General features: G+C 66.1%; 24 protein-coding genes. 13 read left to right on the forward strand and 11 right to left on the reverse strand.

What is annotated here, in order from left to right:
- Positions 1 to 450: 450 nt before the first annotated feature.
- Together prfB and E7T09_RS16820 are read left to right on the forward strand one after the other, a co-directional pair.
- Positions 451 to 1,546 (forward strand): peptide chain release factor 2 gene (gene prfB / locus E7T09_RS16815; RefSeq protein WP_136390543.1). Its coding sequence is split into 2 segments (ribosomal slippage): positions 451 to 495 and positions 497 to 1,546, totalling 1,095 coding nucleotides; the frame shifts between segments, so codons are not numbered across the junction.
- 179 nt (positions 1,547 to 1,725) lie between these two features.
- Positions 1,726 to 2,721, forward strand: a complete 996-nt coding sequence (locus E7T09_RS16820) for a serine/threonine-protein kinase (RefSeq protein ID WP_136390358.1) — start codon at positions 1,726 to 1,728, stop codon at positions 2,719 to 2,721.
- 83 nt (positions 2,722 to 2,804) lie between these two features.
- On the opposite strand, the gene E7T09_RS16825 is transcribed toward E7T09_RS16820, so the two are convergent.
- Entirely contained in the window at positions 2,805 to 3,314 is a 510-nt protein-coding gene (locus tag E7T09_RS16825; protein WP_136390359.1) for a DinB family protein, read from the reverse strand.
- 140 nt (positions 3,315 to 3,454) lie between these two features.
- Between E7T09_RS16825 and rpsF the strand changes: the two genes are divergently transcribed.
- From rpsF to rny, 5 genes are all read left to right on the forward strand, one after another.
- The gene (rpsF, locus tag E7T09_RS16830) at positions 3,455 to 3,763 is read left to right on the forward strand and encodes a 30S ribosomal protein S6 (protein WP_136390360.1); all 309 of its coding nucleotides are present in this window, start codon (positions 3,455 to 3,457) and stop codon (positions 3,761 to 3,763) included.
- A gap of 147 nt (positions 3,764 to 3,910) precedes the next feature.
- A complete protein-coding gene (locus E7T09_RS16835; protein ID WP_136390361.1) occupies positions 3,911 to 4,813 on the forward strand; it encodes a single-stranded DNA-binding protein in 903 nt (300 codons plus the stop codon).
- Between the two features lie 44 nt (positions 4,814 to 4,857).
- Complete coding sequence (gene rpsR, locus E7T09_RS16840; RefSeq protein ID WP_136390362.1) at positions 4,858 to 5,133, forward strand: 30S ribosomal protein S18; 276 nt, start codon at positions 4,858 to 4,860, stop codon at positions 5,131 to 5,133.
- 9 nt (positions 5,134 to 5,142) lie between these two features.
- Positions 5,143 to 5,583: a 50S ribosomal protein L9 gene (gene rplI / locus E7T09_RS16845; RefSeq protein WP_136390363.1), complete on the forward strand. Its 441-nt coding sequence runs from the start codon at positions 5,143 to 5,145 to the stop codon at positions 5,581 to 5,583.
- Positions 5,584 to 5,866: 283 nt separating this feature from the next.
- Complete coding sequence (gene rny / locus E7T09_RS16850) at positions 5,867 to 7,564, forward strand: ribonuclease Y (protein WP_136390364.1); 1,698 nt, start codon at positions 5,867 to 5,869, stop codon at positions 7,562 to 7,564.
- A gap of 181 nt (positions 7,565 to 7,745) precedes the next feature.
- On the opposite strand, the gene E7T09_RS16855 is transcribed toward rny, so the two are convergent.
- The 4 genes from E7T09_RS16855 to E7T09_RS16870 are packed head-to-tail and all read right to left on the reverse strand — an operon-like array spanning position 7,746 to position 10,391.
- Entirely contained in the window at positions 7,746 to 8,423 is a 678-nt protein-coding gene (locus E7T09_RS16855; protein ID WP_240741851.1) for a tRNA (adenine(22)-N(1))-methyltransferase TrmK, read from the reverse strand.
- Complete coding sequence (locus E7T09_RS16860) at positions 8,410 to 8,982, reverse strand: YqhA family protein (RefSeq protein WP_136390366.1); 573 nt, start codon at positions 8,980 to 8,982, stop codon at positions 8,410 to 8,412. The genes E7T09_RS16855 and E7T09_RS16860 overlap by 14 nt, the downstream gene beginning before the upstream one ends.
- A 21-nt stretch (positions 8,983 to 9,003) precedes the next feature.
- A complete protein-coding gene (locus E7T09_RS16865) occupies positions 9,004 to 9,561 on the reverse strand; it encodes an MOSC domain-containing protein (protein WP_168734908.1) in 558 nt (185 codons plus the stop codon).
- A 17-nt stretch (positions 9,562 to 9,578) separates the two neighbouring features.
- On the reverse strand, positions 9,579 to 10,391 hold the full coding sequence (locus E7T09_RS16870) for an intradiol ring-cleavage dioxygenase (RefSeq protein ID WP_136390367.1): 813 nt from the start codon (positions 10,389 to 10,391) through the stop codon (positions 9,579 to 9,581).
- An 80-nt stretch (positions 10,392 to 10,471) separates the two neighbouring features.
- Between E7T09_RS16870 and E7T09_RS16875 the strand changes: the two genes are divergently transcribed.
- From E7T09_RS16875 to tyrS, 5 genes are all read left to right on the forward strand, one after another.
- Positions 10,472 to 11,173: a response regulator transcription factor gene (locus E7T09_RS16875; protein WP_136390368.1), complete on the forward strand. Its 702-nt coding sequence runs from the start codon at positions 10,472 to 10,474 to the stop codon at positions 11,171 to 11,173.
- Positions 11,170 to 12,570: a HAMP domain-containing sensor histidine kinase gene (locus E7T09_RS16880; protein ID WP_136390369.1), complete on the forward strand. Its 1,401-nt coding sequence runs from the start codon at positions 11,170 to 11,172 to the stop codon at positions 12,568 to 12,570. Before E7T09_RS16875 ends, E7T09_RS16880 begins: the two co-directional genes overlap by 4 nt.
- Complete coding sequence (locus tag E7T09_RS16885) at positions 12,567 to 12,896, forward strand: hypothetical protein (protein WP_136390370.1); 330 nt, start codon at positions 12,567 to 12,569, stop codon at positions 12,894 to 12,896. Before E7T09_RS16880 ends, E7T09_RS16885 begins: the two co-directional genes overlap by 4 nt.
- Positions 12,897 to 12,914: 18 nt before the next feature.
- Positions 12,915 to 13,766 carry a pentapeptide repeat-containing protein gene (locus tag E7T09_RS16890; RefSeq protein WP_136390371.1) on the forward strand — a complete coding sequence of 284 codons (852 nt, stop codon included), beginning with the start codon at positions 12,915 to 12,917 and terminating at the stop codon, positions 13,764 to 13,766.
- Between the two features lie 161 nt (positions 13,767 to 13,927).
- Entirely contained in the window at positions 13,928 to 15,175 is a 1,248-nt protein-coding gene (gene tyrS, locus E7T09_RS16895; protein ID WP_136390372.1) for a tyrosine--tRNA ligase, read from the forward strand.
- A gap of 294 nt (positions 15,176 to 15,469) precedes the next feature.
- On the opposite strand, the gene pyk is transcribed toward tyrS, so the two are convergent.
- The 5 genes from pyk to E7T09_RS16920 form a co-directional block, all read right to left on the reverse strand.
- Positions 15,470 to 16,918, reverse strand: coding sequence for a pyruvate kinase (pyk, locus tag E7T09_RS16900; RefSeq protein WP_136390373.1), 1,449 nt, complete (start codon positions 16,916 to 16,918; stop codon positions 15,470 to 15,472).
- Positions 16,919 to 17,031: 113 nt separating this feature from the next.
- Complete coding sequence (gene eno, locus E7T09_RS16905) at positions 17,032 to 18,303, reverse strand: phosphopyruvate hydratase (RefSeq protein ID WP_136390374.1); 1,272 nt, start codon at positions 18,301 to 18,303, stop codon at positions 17,032 to 17,034.
- 300 nt (positions 18,304 to 18,603) lie between these two features.
- Positions 18,604 to 19,686: a DNA polymerase III subunit beta gene (gene dnaN, locus E7T09_RS16910; protein ID WP_136390375.1), complete on the reverse strand. Its 1,083-nt coding sequence runs from the start codon at positions 19,684 to 19,686 to the stop codon at positions 18,604 to 18,606.
- Between the two features lie 363 nt (positions 19,687 to 20,049).
- The gene (gene dnaA, locus E7T09_RS16915) at positions 20,050 to 21,405 is read right to left on the reverse strand and encodes a chromosomal replication initiator protein DnaA (RefSeq protein ID WP_370294062.1); all 1,356 of its coding nucleotides are present in this window, start codon (positions 21,403 to 21,405) and stop codon (positions 20,050 to 20,052) included.
- A gap of 133 nt (positions 21,406 to 21,538) precedes the next feature.
- A complete protein-coding gene (locus tag E7T09_RS16920) occupies positions 21,539 to 22,501 on the reverse strand; it encodes an NAD-dependent epimerase/dehydratase family protein (RefSeq protein WP_136390376.1) in 963 nt (320 codons plus the stop codon).
- 67 nt (positions 22,502 to 22,568) lie between these two features.
- Between E7T09_RS16920 and E7T09_RS16925 the strand changes: the two genes are divergently transcribed.
- On the forward strand, positions 22,569 to 22,856 hold the full coding sequence (locus E7T09_RS16925; RefSeq protein WP_136390377.1) for a hypothetical protein: 288 nt from the start codon (positions 22,569 to 22,571) through the stop codon (positions 22,854 to 22,856).
- Between the two features lie 18 nt (positions 22,857 to 22,874).
- On the opposite strand, the gene dprA is transcribed toward E7T09_RS16925, so the two are convergent.
- A complete protein-coding gene (gene dprA, locus E7T09_RS16930; RefSeq protein ID WP_136390378.1) occupies positions 22,875 to 23,966 on the reverse strand; it encodes a DNA-processing protein DprA in 1,092 nt (363 codons plus the stop codon).
- Between the last annotated feature and the right edge of the window lie 5 nt (positions 23,967 to 23,971).

Consider the following 23,971-nt stretch of genomic DNA (forward strand, 5'->3'; position numbering starts at 1 on the left):
CACAACCCCAAGGGGTCGATGTCAGTATCGTTCGATCCAAGCTTGCGCTTGGCTGTGAAGTCCAGTGGACTTCACTCATATGTGGAACCCCGTAGGATTCCTTCTCCGGATCTGGAGCCGCTCTCGGGGAGAGAGAAGCCGCCCGGTTCGTCCTGTCGGACGATCCTGCTCTCGCACTTGCTTCACCTGTCATGCATCCCGCCTCCGTGGAGGCTCAGAAACAATACTCGCGAGCCTCTCGCCTGTCAACCCCCTCCAGTGGACTCCGGCCCAAGCCTCCTGACCTCCAGCCTCAGCGCCGTCTCTCAACACCTGGCGTGGAGTATCTGCGTGGCCTCATTGCAGAAAGAATGTCCTGCTGCTGATCCCGAGCGGACGGTCGCTATACTTGATCATTGGCACATGCCCGCGCTCCCGCTCAACGGAACCGCGCGGAAGGGAGGCACGCCCATGCAGGAACTACTCGAAAAACTGGCGTCGCTCCGGGAGTACCTTTGACATTCCCGGCAAAACGCGCCGCCTGAACGAACTCGATCGCGAACTCAGCGACCCGGAGCTGTGGAACAACGCCAGCCGTGCCCGGCAGGTCACGCAGGAAGCTGGCACGGTGCGCCGTATCGTGGATGGCTACCGGACGCTGGACTCGGATGCCCAGGGCCTGAACGAAATGCTGGCCATGGCCGATGCCGACGAACGCGAAATGTTGGCCGAGGAACAGGAGAGCATCCAGAAACGGGTCGATGACCTGTACCGGGAAACCCTGTTCACCATGAAGCACGCCGACACGGCCGCCATCGTGCGCGTTAAGAGCGGCGCGGGTGGCACCGAGTCTCAGGACTGGGCAGGCATGCTCTCGCGGATGTTCATGCGCTGGGCCGAACGCCGGGGGTTCAAGGTCGAACTGGTCGACCAGCAGGACGGCGAGCAGGCCGGGGTACTCAGTTCGGAATTCATCATCCGGGGCGAGAAGGCCTACGGCATGATGGCGCCCGAGCACGGCGTGCACCGGCTGGTGCGGGTCTCACCCTTCGACTCCAACAACCGCCGCCACACGTCGTTCGCCTCGGTGGACGTGGTGGCCGAGGTGCCGGAGGAGGAGATCAACATCCACATCCCGGACAGCGACCTGCGCCGGGACGTGTTCCGCTCGCAGGGCGCGGGCGGCCAGGGAGTGAACACCACCGACTCCGCCGTGCGCTTGACCCACATCCCCACCGGGATCGCGGTGGCCTCGCAGGTGACCCGCTCGCAGATCAAGAACCACGACATCGCCCTGCAGATCCTCAAGCAGCGGCTGTACGACATCGAGATCAAGAAACGCGAGGCCGAGGAGGCCAAGGCGCGGGGCGAGCAGAAGAAGATCGAGTGGGGCTCACAGATCCGCTCGTATGTACTCGACAAGCAGTACATCAAGGATCACCGCACCGGACTGATGAAGCACAACCCGGACGATGTCCTCGATGGCGATCTCGACGACCTGATGTGGGCCGGACTGGAATGGATGGCCGGAAAACGCGTCGCTGAGGAAAGCGGGGACGAGGAGTAACAGGAAGACTTCCCGCTCGGCTGTCTGTCTGTATGGGCTGAAAGAGCGGTGAAAGAGCCTATGCGCTCCACTCCCCACTATCCAGATGCAGATCTCACGGCTTGACCCATGAGAAGGCACATCCAGTCCGCCCCCGGAGGCATAGAGTTGTATATGGCGTTCCTTCCTGTCAGTCCATCATGAGCAGCGACCGCGACCGCGTCATTCCCGGCTTTGCCATGCACCGCGTCCTGGGGCGGGGCAACACTTCGGCCGTGCACCTCGCGATTGACCCGGAAGGCCGCAAGGTCGCCCTGAAGATCCCGCACGAGGAGACCCTGCGCGTGCAGGATGCAGCGGAACGCTTCGCGAACGAAGTGCGCCTGACCCTCAAGTTCAAGCACCCGCGCCTGGTGCGCGGATGGGCGGGCACGCCCCACGGGCAGCTGGCGTTCCTGTCGCTGGAGTACTACCCACAGGGCTCGCTCAGCGATCACCTGGATCAGTTGCTGGTGCGGCGGCTGGAGCTGGATCACGCGCTGCGGATCCTGGCGGACGTGGCGTCTGCCCTTGCCTACCTTCACAAGCAGGGCGCGGTGCATCAGGACGTGAAGACCCACAACGTGTACCTGGACGACCAAGGCCGCGCCGCGCTGGGCGACATGGGCAGCACGTACTTCGTGGCACAGGGAGGCAAGGTCAGCGGCAGTCCGTACTACATGGCCCCGGAGATCTACCACGGCGAGAGCAGCAGCAGTGCCAGCGACGTGTACAGTCTCGGCATCCTGATGTACGAGTTGCTGGGTGGCGACCGGCCCTTCAACGGCAGCAGCTACGAGGAACTGATGGTCTCCCACCTGACGCGCTTTCCGGCGTCCCTGAGCCACATCAACCCGGGCGTGGCGCGCAACGTCTCGAAGATGGCGGAACTGGCCCTGGCCAAACGCCCAAACGACCGGCCCACCGCCGAGGCCATCCGCCGGGAGATCCTGCTGTCGATGGGAGAACTGCCCAGCGAGGAGCGCGGCGATGACGAGGTCAAAAAGGCCATCGCCGAACCGGTCAAGAATGTAGGCCGTCACGGCCTGACTCCCCAGCGCCCGGTGCCCCGACCCGTGGAACCCGTCGCCTCTGCGCCCGGTGTGGAAAAAGTGGAGGAGAAGCGCGGCTGGAATCCGTTCAAGCGCCGGAAATAGCGCTTCGATCCATCCCACCCTGGTGCACGGGAGAAACTTCCTCCCTGCACCTTCACATTCTTCCCTCGCACCGGCAGATGGCTTCAGCTCACGATCTTGACCATCTGCAGGATCGCGCCGAGGTGATACGCCACATGCGCGACCGCGCCGGCCAGACCGCCCGTCACGTCGCCATCCACTGGGGCTGCCCGTCGGCTCTGGGCAAAGGCCACTACTCCCTCGTACGCGGCCTGCACGCGCGTTCGCAGGGCGCCCCACTCGTCGGGTGTGACCTGCGGAGGCAGAAAGCTGCCCTTCCAGTCGAAGGGGCCCCGGTCACCGTCGCGTTCCCAGCGGACGATGACCTCCATGTGGAACGCGGCGTGCCGCGCTTGACCGGCGATGCTGGTGCCGTTCACATCGTGGCTGGCCTGCACGGCGTCGATGCTGTCCAGCGTGGCGAGGAGACCGTGGTTGCCGCTGCCGTCCGCCTTCGTGCCGTCCAGGAAGGCAGTCCCCTGGCCGGGCGTGCCACCTTCCACCGCTTCTTTCAGGATGTCGAGAATGCCATCAATCGGATGCTGAGGTTCCTGGGCAGGGGATTCCTGGGTCATGCCACAGCGTATCCAGGACTGCGAGCAAAGGGATGCGCCGCGTGGCTCTGGTCAGCGCCCGTCCAGTCTGGTATGGTTGTCAATTGCGCTGCGTCGGCGAGGACGAGCCTTGCACCGGACGCCCGCATTGGAGGTGAATCATGAACACATACGACCTGAATTTGATCCTCAACCCGAACCTGAGCGCCGAGCAGGTGCAGATCGAGAAGGACTTCATCGAGAGCACCATGAAGAACGCCGGGGCCGAACTGAGCAACCTCGATGACCTGGGCAACCGCCGCCTGGCCTACCAGGTGGGCAAGGATCGCGAGGGCTACTACCTGATGTACACCATCAAGGCCGGTGGCAACCCCGAGAAGGACATCGCGTCGACGCTACGCCTGCGCGATCACGTGCGCCGCGTCCTGGTGGTGAAAGACCGCCCGGAGTGGAAGACCAAGAAGGCCTGAGCATCCCAGGAGCACTACGCTCTTGACAGAATGCCCAGGGCTTGTTACAGTTCGGTCAACCTGCAAAGGCCGCACCGCCAGCAACGTTAAAGCCCCCAGTACGGGAATCCCACCGGAAACCCAGCCAGCCACAAAGGAGCAACCAGTATGGCCAGAGGCATGAACCACGTCTACCTGATCGGCGCCCTCGCCCGTGACCCCGAACTGCGGTACACCCCCAGCGGCACCGCCGTATTCGAGGCCACCGTCGCCGGAGAAGACCACATCATCGGCACGGACGGACGCGAGCGCAAACTCCCCTGGTACCACCGGGTCAGCATTCTCGGGAAGCCCGCCGAATGGCAGGCCGAACGTAACCTCAAGGGCGGCGACGCCGTGATGGTGGAAGGCAACCTGGAGTATTCCCAGTGGGAAGCGCCGGAAGGCGGCAAACGCAGCATGGTGCGCGTGAAGGCCCTGCGCATGGAACAGCTCGGCTACCAGCCGGAGCTCGTTCAGGACGCCGGAGGCGGCGTTCGCATGGGCAGCGGCATGAACGAAGTCATGATGATCGGCAACGTCACCCGTGACCCCGACCTGAGGTACACCCCCGCCGGCGACGCCGTGCTCGGACTCGGCCTGGCCGTGAACGAGACCTGGACGGATCGACAGGGGCAGAAACAGGAAAAGACCCACTGGATCGACGTGACGCTGTGGCGTGAGCTGGCCGAGAGCCTGAAGGATCTGAAAAAAGGCGACCCCGTCGTCGTTCAGGGCCGACTGGTGAACGAGGCTTGGACGGACAAGGACGGCAACAAGCGCAACAGCACCAAAGTAGAAGCGACGAGGGTCGAAGCCCTGTCCCGAGGCGCCGCCACCGGCCAAGCCGGTTACGCTGCCTCCCCCGCGACGCCTCGCACGCAGACCGCGAGCAGCGCCGCGCGCCCCCAGGCCAACCGGGCACCCGCCACGGCCAGTCGGGGAGCGACCACGGGGAACCGTTCGGGCGGCTTGGATATTGATCAAGGTCTCGACGACTTCCCACCCGAGGAAGAAGACCTGCCCTTCTGACCCCAGGCTTCTGGGACAGACCGCTGCAGGCATGAGGAACACACATGACGCAACGCGACAACAGCGACCGCAAGCCGCGCGGCAAGGGCCCCAAACGCCCCCGCAAGCCCAAGGTTGATCCGTTCTCCATCGGGGAACTGGAAATCACCGATTACAAAGACGTGAAAATGCTCCGCCGCTTTGTCAGCGACACGGGCAAGATCCTTCCCCGCCGCCGCACCGGCCTCTCGGCCAAGCACCAGCGCCGCATCGCGCAGACGATCAAGATCGCGCGCCAGCTGGCCCTGCTGCCCTACACCGAGAAACTGGTTCGGAAGTAAGGAGCGGACATGCAGATCATCCTTCTGGAACCCAGCAAGCTCGGTAAGACCGGCGACGTCGTGGAAGTCAAGAACGGGTACGCCCGCAACTGGCTGATCCCGCAGGGCATCGCCGCGCCCGCCACCAGCAGCAACATGAAGAGCCTCGAAGCGCGCATCCGCTCGCGCCAGAAGATCCTGGCCGCCGAGAAGAAGACCGCCGAGGACCTCGCCAGCCGCCTGAACGGCGTCGCCGTGGAACTGTCCGTGCGCGCCGGCGAAGGCAAAATCTATGGAGCCGTCACCCACCAGGACGTGGCGAACTCCCTGGACAAGCTCGGCTTCGACGTGGACAAGCGCAAGATCGACATGCCGAAGACCGTCAAGGAAATCGGCGAGTACGACATCGCGTACCGCGCCCACCCCGAAGTCACCATTCCCATGAAGCTCGTCGTTCACGCCAGCAAGTAAACGCGAGAACGCACTGAACAGCCCCCGCCCGAGTGGTGGGGGCTGTTCCTATCCATGCAGGAACTGCGGCAGTTCGCTTCCAGACCTCCGGTGAACTACCCCAGGGTCTTGTACGTCCGCTTCCTGCGCGCATTGACCCGCGTAGCCATCCTGAACGCCCTTTCACACCTTTGGGGCTACACTGCCCTTGGACGTTTCATTCCTTGTGACGTTCATCTCAACCACTTACTGGAGTCGGGGCCGCTCGCGGGCGCGTCCCATTTGAACCGAAAAAGGAGGCAGCATGACGACCATCTGGGTCATTGTGGCGCTCCTGGTCGGGCTGGTCGGGGGATTCCTGGGAGGGCAGTCACGCGGTCTGGGTCAACGGGCCGAGTTGGACGACCGCCTGCAACGGGAAGCCCGTGGGGAAGCGGAACGCATTCGGGCAGGGGCGGAAGCGGAGGCGCGACAGCTACGGGAACAGGCCGACCAGGCCAGACAGGACGCCGCACGGCGGATTCAGGAAGCAGGAGACCGCGAGGCGCAGCTCACGGCCCTGGGGCCACAACTGGACGCGCAACGCGAGCAACTCACCACCCTGCGGGCTCAGGTGGAGACCGAGCGGGCGCAGGCCAAGCAGGACATGGCCCGTGACCGCGAGGCGCTGGCCGGGGACCGTCAGGAAACCCGGCGCGAACGCGACGAGCTCAAACGGGAGATCGAGCGCCTGAACCGCCGCGCCGAGCAGCTGGACGCCCGCGGGGAGAAACTCGACACGCTGGAGGAGCGCCTGGAAGAGCGCGGCCGCACACTGGCCGAGCACGAGGCGGAGCTGGACGGGCGGGGCAAGCAGATCGACCTGAAGCTCTACGAGGTCGCGAACCTCTCGCCGGAGGCGGCACGGGACGAGATCATGTCCAGGCTGGACGCGGAACTGGAAGAGGAAAAGGCCATCCGTGTGAAGGCCATGCACGAGCGGGCGACGGCCGAGGCGCGGCGCACGGCCCGGCACGTGATCGCGCAGGCCATCCAGCGCAGCGCCTCGGAGACGAGCGCCGCGCTGAGCGTGTCCGTGGTGCCCATTCCGAACGACGCCATGAAGGGTCGCCTGATCGGGCGTGAGGGCCGCAACATCCGCGCCTTCGAGGCTCTGACGGGCGTGGATCTGATCATTGACGACACGCCGGAAGCCGTGATCCTCAGTTCCTTCAACCCGGTGCGGCGCGAGGTGGCCAAGCACGTGCTGGACGCCCTGGTCGCGGACGGCCGCATTCACCCCACGCGCATCGAGGAGATGGTGCACAAGGCGCAGGACGAGATGAAGACCTTCATCCACGCGCAGGGGGAGGAGGCCGGGATCGAGGCGGGTGTGGTGGGCATCAAACCGGGACTGGTGCAGTTGCTGGGCCGCATGTACTTCCGCACCAGTTACGGGCAGAACGTCCTGAAGCACTCGATCCAGGTGGCACACCTGACCGGCATCATGGCCGACGAGCTGGGCCTGGACGCCGGCATGGCCCGCCGCGCCGGGCTGATGCACGACGTGGGCAAGAGCATCGATCGCGAGATCGACGGCACGCACGTCGAGATCGGGATCAACCTCGCCAAACGCTTCGGCGAGCCGCACGAGGTCATCGACGCCATCGCGCACCACCACGATCCGGAGAACGGCGAGACACTCTACTCTGTCCTGGTGGCCGCCGCCGATGCCATCAGTGCGGCCCGGCCCGGCGCGCGGCGCGAGGAGCTGGAATCCTACGTGCGCCGCCTGGAGCAACTGGAGCAGATCGCTGTGTCGTTCCCCGGCGTGCAGCAGGCCTACGCCATCCAGGCGGGCCGTGAGGTGCGCGTGATCGTGCAGCCGGACAAGGTCACGGACGCGCAGGCCACGCTGCTCGCCCGGGAGATCGCCGGGCGGGTCGAGCAGGACATGGAGTACCCGGGGCAGGTGCAGGTCACGGTCGTGCGGGAAAGCCGCGCGGTCGAGGTCGCCCGCTAGGTCGAGCGCCTGGGTGGGGCGGCCACGGGCGACCGGGCCGCTCCCTTTTTATGCATACATCCTCGGTATGCCCCGCCATCGGGGCTCTCCAGCACACCGATTTCCGCAGGCCGTGGATCGGCTTGACGGCCGGTGCATACCGCGCTATAGTTCTTCCATCACCGCCGAGAAGGCGGTTTTTTTATTGGATGGCGTCGGAGATCCAGGTCAGGGCCTCGTGGGCAACTCCCAGATCCGCCCACGCTGGCCGACCCGGCAGGGCCACCCGCGCGAGTCGTTGTACGTCGGCCCGCACCTGTGCCAGAAGCAGCGGATCGGCGGTGCGCAGCAGGTGCGGACCGTACCTCATGGCTGCGCTGCTGGGCAGACCGTCGTACGCTGGGTCGATCCCTCCTTGGCGCTCGAAGCGCAGCACTGGGTAGGTCCAGAAGCCGGGGGCCAGGCACTCGGCGCGCAGGTGAAAGCCCTGGCCCAGGGCCCACTCGCGCAGCAGATGGGGAGCGTCGTTCGGCTGGAGAATCAGGGCGGGCGGCAGGGTCTCCCCTGCCCTGTCCAGGATGCCCAGCATGGTGCGGGCGCCCAGACCAGTCAGGCTGACGCTGTCGACCTCACCGGGACGCAGGGGGGCCAGCCCGTTCCCGGCGCGCACCTCGATCCGGTCTTCCAGCCCAGCACGGATCACGGCCTGCCGGGCGACCTCCAGCGGGCCGGCGCTAAGCTCCACGATGATCGCCTGCCGCACGTGACCGCGCCGGACGAGTTCGATGGGCAGGGCAGCGTGGTCGCTGCCGATATCGGCATGGACAGGCGCGCGGATCAGGGTGCAGGCGGCCTCCAGCCGGTCGTCAAGGACGGGCATCGTCACCGGGCACGTCGCTGTGCGCTCCATCCCGCGACGTGCCCTGGCGGCTGAGGATCACGGAGTACGTGCCCACGGCGATGATCACCGCCGAGATGGCCGCGCCGTACACCAGGATGTCCGACCCGGCCTTCCACTCCAGCGCCACGCTGAAGAAATTCACGGCCAGGGCCACGATCACGATGCCGATCAGCTTCTGTTTCAGGTCGTCGAAGGAGTCGATGTGCAGCCACGCGGGCACATTCTGGAGACGGCCCACGAACAGAGCTTGCAGGCCGAAGGAGATGATCAGCAGGGCCATGCCGACCAGCAGGGTGTCGGCCTGCTCGACCGCCGCGATGATCAGGGTCTTGGTGGTGTGCGGGTCGCCCAGGTGGCCGAGCGCCTGGCGGATCGTCTCGTAGGCCTGCACGATGGCCGCGATGAACAGGGCGAGGCTGAACGCGAAGGAACTCAGGACGCCGAGTTCCACGATCAGGCGCGTAAACCCGAACGCTCCGGCGAGTGTGACCGAGCGGGTGCGGCCCAGGTGGGTCTTGGGGTCGGGATCGCGGGCCATGCCGGTCAGGATAGCGGGCGGTCAGTCCAGGGGAACCAGATCGTCACCCACACGGATCACGCCACCCCGGATCACGCGGGCGGTCAGGCCGCCGTGCCCGCGCACGGCGTTGTAGCCCCCCTCGCCGAATTCCTCCTCCATGCGCGAGCAGGGGTGACATTCGCCGGTACCTTCCAGCACAACCTCACCGATTTGGAAGCGGCGATCCTTGAGGGCCAGCAGCGGCAGGCCGCTCACGACGATGTTGCGTCGCAACTGGCCGGGCTGCACGGCGTCCACTCCGGCCAGGGTGGCAATCACGGGCAGGTGTTCGGCCTGGATCAGCGTCACCTGCCGTTTGCCCCGGCCTCCCGGCATGGGGGGAGCGTGCACCTCGGGCTCTGTCTCGCCCGGCGTTCCGGTCAGGGCCGTTAGACGTCCAGGGGCCGTCTTGCCGTGGTCGCCGATCAGGCCGACCAGTGGGTGCACCTGAACCTCCTCAACGCTCTGCACGGGAGCGCGACGGGCACTCCGGAGGCCGATCCACTCGACCCGGCCGGGGCGTGGGAGCGTGGCGCGGAGTTCCTGCATGGTCTTCACGCGCGCATGCTAGCGACTCAGCCGAGGTTCAGGCCCACGTCGAAGGTGGCGTGCAGGCCGCTGGCGACCGTCCCCGTGGTGGTTAGGAGCATCTGGCTGCCGCCGTTCTTATAGATCTGATCCGTGGCGTTGAGCGTGTCCCGCTTGCCCTTCGACTTGTAGGGCGCCGTGGCGTGCACCTGATCGATCAGGGTCTCGGGGAAGAACAGCTGGGAGGCGAAGTCCGACGTGACTTTGCCGCTGCCGTCCAGCGTGCGCAGGCGGTAATGGATGTGGACGGCCCGGCCCGCGTACCAGCCGGGGAAGATGGTGCTGAAGCTGACCTTGCCCCCGGCATCGGTGCGCTGGTATCCGCGCAGGAAATTCTGGCCCTTGGTGGAGTAGCCGGGATCGGTCGCGTCGGAGTACACGCCGAGCGCGTCGCAGTGCCAGATGTCCACCATGACGTCCGCGCGAGGCTGGCAGCCGCTGGTCGAGACGCGCGAGACCACGAAGTCCAGCGTGAGGGGCACCCCAGCCTTCACCGCGCCGGTCTTGCCGTCCGCGCGGATGTCACGCCGGTTCAGTTTCTCGTCGACCCAGTACGGTCCCTGCGTCTGCTCGGGACGCACCACACAGCCGGGCAGGCCGGTCACGCCGGTCGTACCGGCACTGGTGCCCATGGGGTTCATCGGGCCCGCCCCGCCGGGGCCGCCGCCCCCGGCCAGCGCCGCACCCCCCGCCAGGAGGGTGCCGATTCCGAAGAGTTTCAGGGCGCGGCGGCGGGAGTAGATGCTGCCGATCTGGGCGTCGTCGTCATCCGGAGGGAGCTGGGCGGGGAGGGTGTTCATGATCCAGAAATAGCATCCGGATGTTCAAAACCCGAGTAGAGCGCTGGGCGTGTCCGGGGAGCCGCTGCTACGCTGCCCCCATGAGCGATCCCGCTGCCGGGGGCGGCCCGCAGGTGCTGTGCGTGGAGGACAATCCGGGCATGGCGGAGTTGCTGCGCGAGTACCTGGACGCGCACGGCCTGCGCGTCACGGGCGTCCGAGACGGACACAGGGGCCTGCATGCCGCGCTGCACCACAAACCCGACCTGGTGCTGCTGGACGTCATGCTGCCCGGTCTGGGCGGCCTGGAGGTGCTCCGGCGGCTGCGGCTGGAGTCCGACGTGCCGGTGCTGATGCTGACCGCCCGCGACGGCGAGGCCGACAAGGTGCTGGCCCTGGAACTCGGCGCGGACGATTACCTGACCAAGCCCTTCTCGATGGCGGAACTGCTCGCGCGCGTGCGCGCCCTGCTGCGGCGCGCGAACCCAGGGACGCCTCGCGGGCCGCTGCGCGGCGGTGACCTGACCCTCGATCCGCACACGCGGGACGTGACGGTGCACGGTGAGGCGGTGAAGCTCACGCGGGTGGAATTCGAGCTGCTGCACGTGCTGATGCTCAATCCGCGCCGGGTGTTCACGCGCTCCGAGCTGCTGGGGCAGGTGCAGGAGGACGCCGGCGGCAGTGAACGCACCATCGACGTACACGTACGGAACCTGCGCGCGAAACTGGAACGCGATCCGACCAGTCCGCAGCTGATCGAGACGGTGTACGGCGTTGGCTACCGCCTCGGTCACCCACCATGAGCGGCCGGGTCATGCCGGGGTCGCCCACGGGCCTTCCCCGCCCGCTCCGTCGGCCCCTGACCCTGCGCACGCGGCTGGTGCTGGCCTTCGCGCTGGTGAGCGTACCGGCGCTGCTGCTGCTGGCCGCCCTGACGTACGCCTACGCCCGCAGCGCCTACCTGAACCTGAAAGAGGATCAGGTGGTCGACGAGGTCATGAACAACGTGCAGAGCCACTACCGGCTGACCGGCCGCCTGGCGGGCCTGCACCCGCAGGAGACGCCGCTCGGCCCACCGGGAGCGGCTGCCACAGCCGGGCCCCCGCCACCGTACTTGGTGCTGGACACGCAGCGGCGCGTGCTGGTCGGCGTGCCCGGCTATCCCGCCGGGGCCGTCCTGAGCGGAACCGTGCTTCCCATCCAGGTCGATACACGAACCATCGCCTACCTGTACGCCACCGGCACACCCCCCACCCTGGACGCGCAGAGCCGCGCCCTGCTGGCCCGCAGCGGCTGGCTGCTGCTGCTGCTCGTGGTCGCGGTGGCCCTGCTGGCGGTGCTGAGCGGGATGATCCTGGCCCGGGCCTTCCTGGCTCCCCTGCGTACCCTCCAGGGCGGCGTTCACCGCCTGACGCTCGGGCAGGCCCCCCGCCTGAACGGCCCACTGCCGGAGGGCGAGTGGGGTGAACTGTTCGGCGCGTTCAACACCATGACGGCCGAACTGGAGCGCCGCCGCATCGCCGACAGGCAGTTCGGGGCGGACATCGCGCACGAGCTGGGCACGCCCCTGGCGGTGTTGCGCGGTACGGTGGAGGCCATGCAGGACGGCACGCTGCCGGTCTCTGCAGAGCGCCTGGGACGACTCCAGACCCAGCTCTCGCACCTGCTGCACCTGAGCGGCGACCTCCGGCTGCTGTGGCTCGCCGATGCCGGCGACCTGACCCTGCAACGCAGGGAGGTGCACGTCCCCACCCTGCTGGCCGACGTGCAGGAGGCCTTCCGCAGCGTGGCGGCCGAGCACGGCATTTCCCTGGACGTGGTCGAGGGCGGCCCCCAGGCGGCCGTCCTCGACCCGGTACGGATCACACAGATCCTGCACAACCTCGTGCAGAACGCGCTGAACCACACGCCCGCAGGCGGGCAGGTGACCTTAACCGCCGACCAACCCACGCCGGGCACACTGCGCCTCACGGTGCGGGATACCGGGCGCGGCATGGCGCCGGAGCAACTGCCACGCGTGTTCGACCGCCTGTACCGCGCCGACGACTCCCGCGCTGCGCCTGGGAGCGGCCTGGGCCTGAGTATCGCTCGCAGCCTGACCGAGGCGCACGGCGGCACCCTGACCCTGAGCAGCGCGCCCGGATTGGGCACCGAAGCCGTCCTCACCCTGCCCCTCACCCCAACCGGAGGCCCCACATGACCCTGACCGCCGAACTGGCCCGGGACGTGACGTACTGCATCGAGGCCACCGAGCACCTCGATGTCCTGCACGTCACCTTCGCGCCGGAGGCCGCCGTGCGCGCCCTGCTCGACTCCGGCCTCGACGACCTGAGCTTCGACGACCAGGCGGCTGCCCTCGCCCAGCACCTCGATGCGGCGGAGGCCACGCGGCTGAACCTCCGTGATCCGGCCATCGACATCAGCGGCCGGTACGGCGACGCGCTGGACGAGGTACACCCCCGCCCGGACAACGCCGAGGAGATGTACCAGCGCCTCGACCGCGAGTACGTGACCACGCCCGGATGACATGAAACACTGGGCGAAATGTCGCCTCAGACCACGGATCCGGACACGGTACTGGCCGTCGAACAGCAGCGCACCGAGCAGGAACAGGAACGCACCGAACGCCAGCGCGAGAAGGAGAAGACCGGCCGCCTCAGGGCGTTCTTGGACGTCGTGCCGATCCTGGCAACCATGGTCACGGTGTTGATCGCACTGTTCAGCGCCCTGCAATCCCAGGCGCAGTACCGGGACACGCAGGCCGCCAACCGCTTCCAGAGCGCCGTAGAAATGCTCGCCGGAACAGACCTGACCACCCGCGTGGGCGGGATCGCCCTGCTGGGGCAGGTGGCGCAGAGCAGCGCCGAGCGGCGCGAGGTGGCCGTCCGCCTCCTCGCGGCCTACATGCGGGTGAATAGCCCGGTCACGCAGGCAGGGCGCAAGCTGGCCGTGAGCGAGGAACCGGCGGCCGAGGAGGCCCGCGCCGTGTTTGCCGCGCTGGCGTACCGGGAGGATCTGACGGGCATCGACATGGGCCGCATCAGCGCCCGGAATCTGATGTTCAGCCAGACGGACTTCCGGGGCCTGATCTTCTCGCGCAGCGACCTGAGCGGCAGCCTGTTCGAGGGCTCGAACTTCACGAACGACTCGTTCCGGGGTGCGACCCTGAAAAGCGTGACGTTCCGGGGTGCAAACCTCACGGGGGCGGACTTCCAGACGGCAGACGTGACCGGCTCGACCTTCCACAACGCCAACCTCAGCAGCGCAGATCTGAGGACGGCGACCGGCCTGACCTCCGCGGGACTGGCAGGCGCAACCACCAACGAGAAGACGAAGCTGCCCAGCGGTATCACGGTACCGGCGGCGGACACCAGTACGGTGCCCACGCCGCCCTGAGCAGCGTGCTAGCCTGGGGGTATGAGGCGCCTGACCCGACGTGCATATCCCCGCTGCCGCTGAGGTGGACGGGTGAACTGTTGAGGAAATGAACGCCTGAAATCCAACCCCGAGCGGCGCACCTGCGAGTAGCAAGTGCGCCCTTTTTTTGTGGAGTGACCATGACCCCAGTGAGCAACGATATTCGACGGAACCTGCCCATCGACGAGCAGATTGAGATCCTGAAACGCGGGGTGGTCGATCTCGTCAGCGAGGACGACCTGCGCCGCAAACTGTCCAAAGGCCAGCCCCTGCGCGTGAAGCTGGGCGCCGACCCCACCCGCCCAGACCTCCACTTGGGCCACGCGGTGATCCTGCGCAAGATGCGGCAGTTCCAGGATCTGGGCCACAAGGTCATCATGCTGATCGGTGATTTCACCGCCATGATCGGCGACCCCAGCGGAAAGTCCAAGACCCGCCCGCCCCTGACGCTGGAGCAGACGCGCGCGAACGCGCAGAGCTACCTGGAGCAGTGCCGGCTGGTCCTGCGCGAGGAGCCCGAGGTGCTGGAGGTGCGCTTCAACGGCGAGTGGCTGGAACCGATGGGCTACGCCGACGTGATCCGCCTCGCCAGCCGCTACACGGTCGCCCGGATCATGGAACGCGACGATTTCAGGAAGCGCTTCGAGGGCGGCGTGCCCATCGCCGTGCACGAACTGCTCTACCCGCTCACGCAGGGCTACGACTCGGTGGCGCTGGAAGCGGATGTGGAACTGGGCGGCACCGATCAGCTGTTCAACAATCTGGTCGGCCGCGCCCTGCAACGCGACTACGGGCAGGAATCGCAGGTGGTCATGACCCTGCCGCTACTGGTCGGCCTGGACGGCACCGAGAAGATGTCCAAGAGTCTGGACAACTACATCGGCCTGACCGACGCGCCGCACGCGATGTTCGCGGGCCTGATGAAGGTACCGGATCCGCTGCTGGACAACTACTTCACGCTGCTGACCGACCTGCCGCGCGCCCGCATCGAGGAACTGCTGGCAGGGCATCCGGTCGCTGCGCACCGCGAGCTGGCCCGCGAGGTCGTGGCGTGGTTCCACCCGGACGCCGATCTGGATGCCGCCGAGGAACGCTTCCGCTCGGTGGCGAAGGGCGGCATCCCGGAGAACATTCCCACCGCCATCGTGCCTGCGGCGGAACTGGGCGAGGGGGGGCAGATCAGCATGGCAAAGCTGGTCGTACTGGCCGGGCTGGAGCCCAGCAACGGCGCAGCCCGCAAGCTGATCCAGAACCGGGGCCTGAAGCTGGGCGGCGAGGTCTACACGGACGCCCAGGGCACCCTGACGCGGGATGACCTGAGCCGTGAGGGCGGCGTGGTTCTTCAGAAGGGCAAGGACAAATTCGCGCGGCTGACCCTGGGGGCCTGATCTTCAGAAAGCCTTTAAGTACCGTCGGGACGTCATGACATCACGAGACCGGCAACGAAGTTATGCACAGGGGCCTGTGGATAACTCGGCATGCCTTGTAGACAGTCCAGGACAGCATTCATGCCAGATAGGCCTCCAGGGTTATCCACAGGCTGGGTGTGGATAATTCACGTGCCTGTGGATAAAAAGACTGACGTTCACTTGACAGTGCCGCCACATCGTCGTCAGGTGCGCTGAAACAACCAGACAAGAAGGGGAAGCCACGCGCTTCCCCTTCTTGTCTGGTTTCGCTGGTCAGCGACGACCGGTCAGATCATTTTCGCGCAGCCGCTCCACGCGCAACATGTTCGTGGTACCGCGCACGCCGAAGGGCACACCTGCCGTGATCACGTAGCGGTCGCCCACATCTGCAAAGCCGGACTTCCGCAGTTCCTCGTTGGCAATGCGCACCATATCGTCCGTGTCGCGCGGATCCTCGCTGAGCATGGGGTGGATCCCCCAGGACAGCGCCAGCTGGTTGCGGGTGACCTCGTTGGGCGTCAGGGCCAGCACAGCCATCGAGGGCCGGTACTTGGCAATGCGGGTGGCCGCGCCGCCGGTGCTGGTGAAGGTCACGATGGCCGGCGCTTCCAGCTTCTCGCCGATCGAGCAGGCTGCGAAGGCAATCGAGTCCTGCGCGAGTTCCGTGTCGATCACCATCTGTTGCTGCATCAGCTGGTAGTGCTCGCTGGCCTCGGCCTCGCGGGCGATCCGATCCATCATGGCGACCGACTCGACCGGGTACAGGCCCGCCGCCGACTCGGCCGACAGCATCACGGCGTCCGTGCCGTCGTAGATGGCGTTCGCCACGTCGGAGGCCTCCGCGCGGGTGGGGCGCGGCAGATTGATCATGCTCTCTAGCATCTGCGTGGCCGTGATCACGGGTTTGCCCTGCTCGCGGCACATGCGGATGATGCGCTTCTGGATGGTCGGCACCTGCTCGGCGCGCATCTCGACGCCCAGGTCACCGCGCGCCACCATGATGCCGTCCACTTCCTTGAGGATGTCCTCGAAGCGGTCTACAGCCTGCGGTTTCTCGATCTTGGCCATCAGCTTGGCGCGGCTGCCGAAGCGCGACAGGTAATGCCGGGCCAGGAGCAGGTCATCGCGTGAGCGCACGAAGCTCAGCGCCACCCAGTCCACGCCCAGTTCCGCGCCGAACTCCATGTCCTGCACGTCCTTGTCGGACAGCGCGGGCACGCTCAGGTCGGCCTCGGGCACGTTGATGCCCTTGTTGTTCTTCAGCACCCCGCCGACGACCACGCGGGTGGTGACCTCGTTGCCGCGCACGCCCTCGACGGTCAGGGCCATGTTGCCGTCGTCGAGCAGCAGTGCCATGCCCGGATGGACGTCGGCCGCCAGTCCCTTGTAGGTGGAGCTGACACGCTCGGCATTGCCCTCAACGTCGTCCATGGTGATGATGAACTTGTCGCCGGGCGCGAGGGTCACGCTGCCCTCCGCAAAGCGGCCCACGCGGATCTTGGGGCCCTGGAGATCCTGCAGGATGCCGATCACGGTGCCACGCTGCGCGGCGAGTTCACGCACCATGGTGTAGGTCTGGCGGTGGTCTTCGGGGTTGCCGTGGCTGAAGTTCATGCGCACGACGTTCAGGCCAGCGTCCAGCATTCTGCCCAGCACTTCCGGGCTGCGGCTGGCGGGGCCGATGGTGGCGACAATCTTGGTGGCGCGGTCAAAGTGTTTCATGGTTGGGGACTCCGTGGGGGGTGGAAGCAATTCCAAGAGGAGGTGAGCTCCGGGTTTCAGGCTGTGGACACAGTAGAGGTGCCCACAGCCTATCGCTCAGAGCCCACTGTCCTTCAGCGCAGCGCCTTGCGGCCGGGATACACGGCGCGGTCGCCCAGCGCGTGCTCGATGCGCAGCAGCTGGTTGTACTTGGCGATGCGGTCGGAGCGGCTGGCACTGCCGGTCTTGATCTGTCCGGCATTCGTGGCGACCGCAAGATCCGCGATGAAGGCGTCCTCGGACTCCCCGCTGCGGTGGCTGATGATCGTGCCGTAGTGGTGGCGCTTGGCGAGTTCGATGGCGTCCATGCTCTCGGTCAGAGACCCGATCTGGTTGACCTTCACCAGAATGGCATTCCCGACCTTGGAGTCGATGCCGCGCTGAAGCCGCTCGGGGTTCGTGACGAACAGGTCGTCGCCAACGAGTTGCACCTTATCGCCGATCTTGGCGGTCAGGGCGGCCCAGCCGTCCCAGTCGTCCTCGGCCAGACCATCCTCGATGCTCACGATGGGGTACCGGCTGGCCCAGTCCGCCCAGAAGTCCACCATCTCGGCGGTGCTCAGCACCCGGCCCTCGCTTTCCAGGTGGTACTTGCCATCTTTGAACAGCTCGGTCACGGCTGGGTCGAGGGCGATGGCGATGTCCTTGCCGGGCTCGTAGCCGGCCTTCTCGATCGCCTCCAGCAGGACGCTCAGCGCCTCCTCGTTGCTCTTCAGATCCGGCGCGAACCCGCCCTCGTCGCCGACGTTGGTGTTGTAGCCCTTGCCGGACAGCACCTTCTTGAGGGTGTGGAAGACCTCCGCACCGTAGCGCAGCGCCTCGCGGAAGGTGGGCGCGCCGACCGGCATGACCATGAATTCCTGGAAGTCCACGGAGTTGTCGGCGTGTGCGCCGCCGTTGATGACGTTCATCATCGGCACGGGCAGGGTCTTGGCGTTGCTGCCGCCCAGGTAGCGGTACAGCGGCATGCCCAGCTCGTCGGCCGCAGCCCGGGCGGTCGCCAGGCTCACGGCCAGGATCGCGTTGCCGCCCAGCTTGCCCTTGTTCGGCGTACCGTCGGTGTCCATCAACGCCGCGTCGATTCCCGACTGGTTGCTGGCGTCCAGACCGACGATGGCCTTGCCGAGCACGTCGTTCACGTTCGCCACGGCCTTCTGCACGCCCTTACCCAGGTACCGGCCCTTGTCGCCGTCACGGAGTTCCAGCGCCTCGTGCGTGCCGGTACTGGCCCCCGACGGCACGATCGCGCGGCCCATCGCGCCGCTGTTGAGGTGGACTTCCGCCTCCACGGTCGGATTTCCGCGCGAATCCAGCACTTCACGAGCGATCACTTTGTCGATGTTCATGGTGTTCCTCCGGGTGTCAACCCTGCGCCCTCGAATCCTGCCGGGTGGGGCGAGTGGGTGTATCCCTGACACTATAAGCGCCGAACGTCAGCCCACGATCCAGGCCGTCTAAGTCAGGTGAGCGTGGCCTAAATTCCGGCTGAATCGAAAGTTATCCCCATTTTTTATCCACAGGCACGAAAACTGTGGATAACTTTCAGGGGCTGCCATTGGGGTCATCGCGCGAAGTCGAGCGCCGAGGTGCTGCTTGAACCTGTCACTGCTCCGAGCCACCGGCCCATGCAGGCGCTGGCTGGCCCCTCAGACGCGCAGCGTGACCATCACAGCCATGTAGCCACCCCCGCCACTGGCGCGGAAGATGGCGGGGCTCGTGGAGCCCGAGAAGAGGAGCTCGGCTTCCCCTTCGATCGGCCCCAGAGCATCCAGCACGTGTCGGGCATTGAAAGCGAGGCTCATGGCCGGTTCCAGGCCGCCCTGCGTGACGTCCAGCGTGTCCTGCGCGCGCCCGTAATCGCCCTCGGCCGCCAGACGCAGCTTGCCCTCAGACACCAGGAACTCGACCCGGTTGTTCGCGTTCTTGTCGGCCAGCACGGCCACGCGGTTCACAGCCTCCTTCAGGGCGGTGGCCGGCAGCGTGACCTGGAGCTTAATGTCCTTGGGGATCACGCGCTCGTAATCGGGGAAATCCCCATCAAGGAGTTTGAGATTCATGCGCACACGGTCCGTCGTGACGCTGAGCAGGCCATCGCCGTAGGTGAAGCGCGCCTCGCCATCCTTGAGCACCCGGATCAACTCATCGACCGAGCGCGCTGGAATGATCAGGCTGCGGCCATCTCCGTTGGCCGGGAAATCCCGGATGGCGACCCGGTAACCGTCCGAAGCCACGACCCGTGCTCCTTCCGGCCGGTGTTCGAGCTTGATGCCTCGGAACACCGCCTGGAACGCCTCGTTGCTGGCGGCGTAGCGCACGCTGGAGAACGCTTTCGCGAGTTCCTCGGCGTCCAGGCTTACGTCCGCATGCTCGGGGAAGGTCAGGGGTGGGTAGGCGTCAATGTCGCCCGTCTGGAGCTTGAAGTCCGAGCCACCGGAGCGCACGGCCAGTTCGTTGCCGGTGATTTCCAGTTCGACGAGTTCGCCGCCCAGGTTGCGCACGATCTGCGAGAACAGGTGGGCGGGCACGACGAAGTTCTGCGGCGCCTGCACCTCGGCGGGCACGAAGCACGACAGGTCGATTTCCAGGTTTGTGCCGCTGACGGTCAGTCCGGCCTCGCTCGCCTCGACCTTCAGGGACGTGAGCAGGGGGTTGGAACTGCGGCTGGGGATCACGCGTTCCAGCAGACCGAGTCCTTCGCTCAGGGTTTTCTTGGTGACGTTCGCTTTCATGCCTCGCCTCTCTGGTTGGATTCCCTATCTTTTATCTGTTCTATTAACTAAAAAAAGATAGTAGTAGTAGTAATAGGGCCTGTGGAAACTGTGGAAAAGTGGTCTGAAGCCGCACTCAGTGCAGGTTTGTCCTGTGGATGAAATTGTGGATAAGTCGGGAAAAGCTGTGGAAAAGCTGTGGACAAAAGAGGGGGTTATCCACAGGGCTTCGGGCAGGCGGAGTTGTCCACACAGTTATCCACAGAAAAAACGGAGTTATCCACAGCTTATCCACAGGGTTATCCACAGCTTGTGAAACTGTGCACACCATTTTGGAACGGGTTTTGGAACTTATTCTGAACTGAGAAGAATCCAGCATAGTCATTATGCGTCCAGACCCTCATCTTCGAGGCCCTGCATCTTGCGCCGGAGGATATTCACGGACGTGGTCATCTCGACATCCTTGCCCAGCATCTCCGTGACCTTGCTGATGGCGTGCATGACGGTCGAGTGATCCCGACCAAAAAACTGTCCGATCTCCGGCAGAGAATGGTCGGTCAGCTCGCGGATCAGGTACTGCGCGACCTGCCTGGGCACCACGACCTCGCGCACCCGGCCGCTTCCCCGAATCACATCCGGCGGCATGTTGTAGTGCGAGGCGACCTGACGCAGCACATCGATCATCTCGACCTTCACTTCCTGTGGTGCGAAGACGTTCGAGAGAGCCTTGGCGGCCACAGCGCGAGAGAACGGAACGTTGTTCAGGCTGGCAAAGGCCACCACGCGCATCAGCGCGCCCTCCAGCTCACGGATGTTCGCCGTGACCTGCCGCGCGATCAGCTCCAGCACATCCTGCGGAATGTCGATACGGTTGTGCTCGGCGTTCATCTTCAGGATGGCCACGCGCGTCTCGAATTCCGGCGACTGGATATCCGTGATCAGGCCCCACTCAAAGCGGCTTCTGAGGCGGGATTCCAGGGTCTGGATGTCCTTCGGCGGCCGGTCAGAACTCAGGATGATCTGTTTGTGGTTCTCGTAGAGCGCATTGAAAGTGTGGAAGAACTCTTCCTGCGTGCGCTCCTTGCCCGCCAGGAACTGGATATCGTCGACCAGCAGCAGATCCACCGAGCGGTAACGGTTGCGAAACTGCGTCATCTTGTCGTCGCGGATCGCGTTGATCAGGTCGTTGGTAAACGACTCGGTCGAGACGTACTCGATGCGTTTCTCTGGGAAGCGCTCGGCCATGTAGTGCCCGACCGCGTGCATCAGGTGGGTCTTGCCCAGGCCCACGTCCCCGTAGATGAACAGCGGGTTGTACGCCTTGCCAGGCGACTCCGCGACCGCCAGGGCCGCCGCGTGCGCGAGGTTGTTGTTGGGGCCGACCACAAAGTTCTCGAAGGTGTACTTCGGGTTCAGGCTCTTGCGGTTGTCCACCGGGGGCGCCGCCTGCGACCGTTCTGACTGCATCCGGCCAGGTGGTGGCGGTGGCGGATCGCTGGGCAGCAGCATGGCTTCCTGCTGTGCGGGCAGCACCTGAAAACTTACCTGCGGATGCTCAGCTCCGAGGCTCCGCAGGGCGTCCTCCAGCAGTTCGAGGTAGTGCTTGCGGAACCACTCCTGTGCGAAGGAATTCCGCACGCCCAGCACCAGCGAGCCTTCCTGCACTCCCAGGTTCTTCACCGGTGCGAACCAGGTGTGGTATTCGACTTCTGAAATGTTCCTGCGGACGTACCCCAGCACGTCCGCCCAGATTTCGCCCTGCGAGATAGCGTGCACCTCCCTTCCAGCATGCTGACCTGAGTCTTTGCGCGGTCAGCATACCACCCCTCTCCTCTCTCTCCAGGAGAGAAAAGGAGCGTGAGAAAGCGCTCTCCTACTCTCTTCGGACAGAGGCCAACGCCTCGGCCTCGCGCTCCGGCGTCAGGGCGTAAGAGAGGCCGGCATCTGCACTCCAGGCGCGCGTATCGCGGGCGGTCGCCGCCGGATCGGTCAGGGTCAGACCGGCGGCCACGGCCCGGGCATTGTCCACATCCATCAGGCCACCCTGCGCGTCGTGCTCCGGGATGAACAGCGGCAGCTCGGAAAAGCCGAGATTGTGTGTCTTCAGATCGTGTGTCCTGACCCATACAGGAGACGTCACACCCAGCACGGCCACGAACGCCGCCCAGCTCAGGCGCGGCCCGGCCAGGTTGAAGATCCCGCCGATGCCCTCCTCCACGACCTTCACCGTGAAGCGCGCCAGATCGCGAGCATCGATGACCTGCACGTGATCCGACCCGTCACCAGGGGCCAGCACGGTGCCTCCACGCGCGGCCCGGTCGACCCAGTACGGGTAACGGGCCGTGTGGTCGTAGGGCCCCGCCACGATCTGCGGGCGCAGGATGGTCGCCCGATCCCCGAACACTTTTTGCACGATCTGCTCGCAGGTGACCTTCAGCGGCCCGTAGGTCTCGCCCGTGACCTCCGTGACGTCCTCGGCGGCGGCAGGTGACAGCGGATCGTCCTCGCGCACCGGATGGCGTTCGGGGTGGGCATACACGCTGGCGGTGCTGATGAAGACGTACCGGTCGACGTGATCCCGGAGCCGTTCGGCGCTGGCCCGTACGGCCTGTGGAAGGTACCCGCTCACGTCCACGCAGGCGTCCCACGAGCGGCTGGCGAGGGCTTCCAGGCCAGTCGCCTGAGCGCGGTCGCCACGCAGCCGCTCCACGGTGGCGGGCAGGTCGTCCCTCGACTGGCCGCGCGTCAGGATGCTGACCGTGTGCCCAGCCGCCAGGAACGCTTCCACGATGTGCCGGCCCACGAACTGGGTGCCTCCCAGGATCAGGATGTTCATGCCCGTATTCTGCGCCCATGCCTCAGATCCCGTCTCAGCCTGGAATCCTGCACACCTGGCGTGCCCGGTGAAAGTCCGCTTCACCGACGGCCGTATCCGCGTCCGGATCGATGATCTGGAACTCGCCGCCCTCGGTCAGGGCCATGTGCTACGGGTGCAGGTGCCGTGGTCGGGCGGAGGGTGGAGCCTCACACTCGACCCACTTCTGGATCGGGTCATCGGGGATGAAGGACGGCTTCGTGTGGGCGTGAAGGACGTGCTTGAAGTCCTGGACGCCCCGGAACGTGAGGGCGTGACCATCAGCGGGCCGCCGAAGATCAGCGTGGAGAAGGACTACGGGCCGCAGCACGCCTGAGCACGCCCCGGTGCTAGGTCAGCGCCGCGCCCAGCGGCCTCCGGTCTCCTCGGCCAGCCCCTGCAACTGGAGCATCAGCAGGGCCGTCTGGAGGGCTGGCAGGGCCAGCCCGGTTGCCAGTTGCAGGTCGTCCAGCGTCCGGGGCGTGGTCAGGGCGGCGTAAACCCTCGCCTGTTCCGGTGGCAGTTCCGGTAGGAGCTGAACCGGCGCTGTGCCCCAGTGGAATTCGTCCAGAATGTCCTGCGCGGACTCGGTGAGCACCGCTCCCTCACGGATCAGGCGGTGCGGCCCGGCCGCTCTGGGATCGCCAGCCCGTCCGGGCACCGCAAACACGGTGCGCCCGCACTCCAGGGCGTGGGTGGCCGTGATCATCGAGCCCGACTTGAGTTCGCCCTCGACCACCAGCGAACCGGCCGAGAGCGCGGCGATGAGCCGGTTCCGTGTGGGGAAATGATGCTGCGCGGGCGGTGTGCCCAGCGGGTACTCGCTGATCACGGTCATGCGCCGCGCCAGGGGGACGTTCTCGCTGGGGTAGATGTGGTTCACGCCGCTGCCCAGCACGCCCACGGTCACGCCGCCCGCTTCCACGGCGGCCGTATGTGCGGCCGTGTCGATGCCACGGGCCAGCCCGCTCACGATGACCACGTCGGCGCGAGCGAGGTCGGCGGCGAGATGCCGGGTCAGGGTGAGCGCATGGGGGCTGGCCGCGCGGGTGCCCACGATGCCGAGGGCGCGCGGCACCGTCGGAAATTCCGGCAGTGGCCCCAGCGCCCACAGCACCGGCGGGGGGTCGCCCAGCGCCTCCAGCGCGTCCGGGTAGCCGTCCAGCCCCCGGCCCAGCAGGGTCACGCCCGCCTCCTGAACCTCCTTCAGCTCGGTCTGCGCCTGCTCGGCAGCCTTCACCGATCCGATGGCCGCCACACTCTTCACGTCCAGCCCGGGTACCTCGCGGAGTTCCCCCAGCGTGGCCTGCAGCGCCTGTCGGGCCGACCCGAAGTGCGCCCGCAGGGACTCTATTCGGCGCGGCCCAAGTTGCGGCGTGAAGCGCAGCGTCAGCAGGGCCAGCAGTTCGTCGGCGGTCTCAGCGGACACCTGGGCGGGAACGGTCACCCGGT

This window comes from Deinococcus sp. KSM4-11, from assembly GCF_004801415.1.
Lineage (GTDB): Bacteria > Deinococcota > Deinococci > Deinococcales > Deinococcaceae > Deinococcus.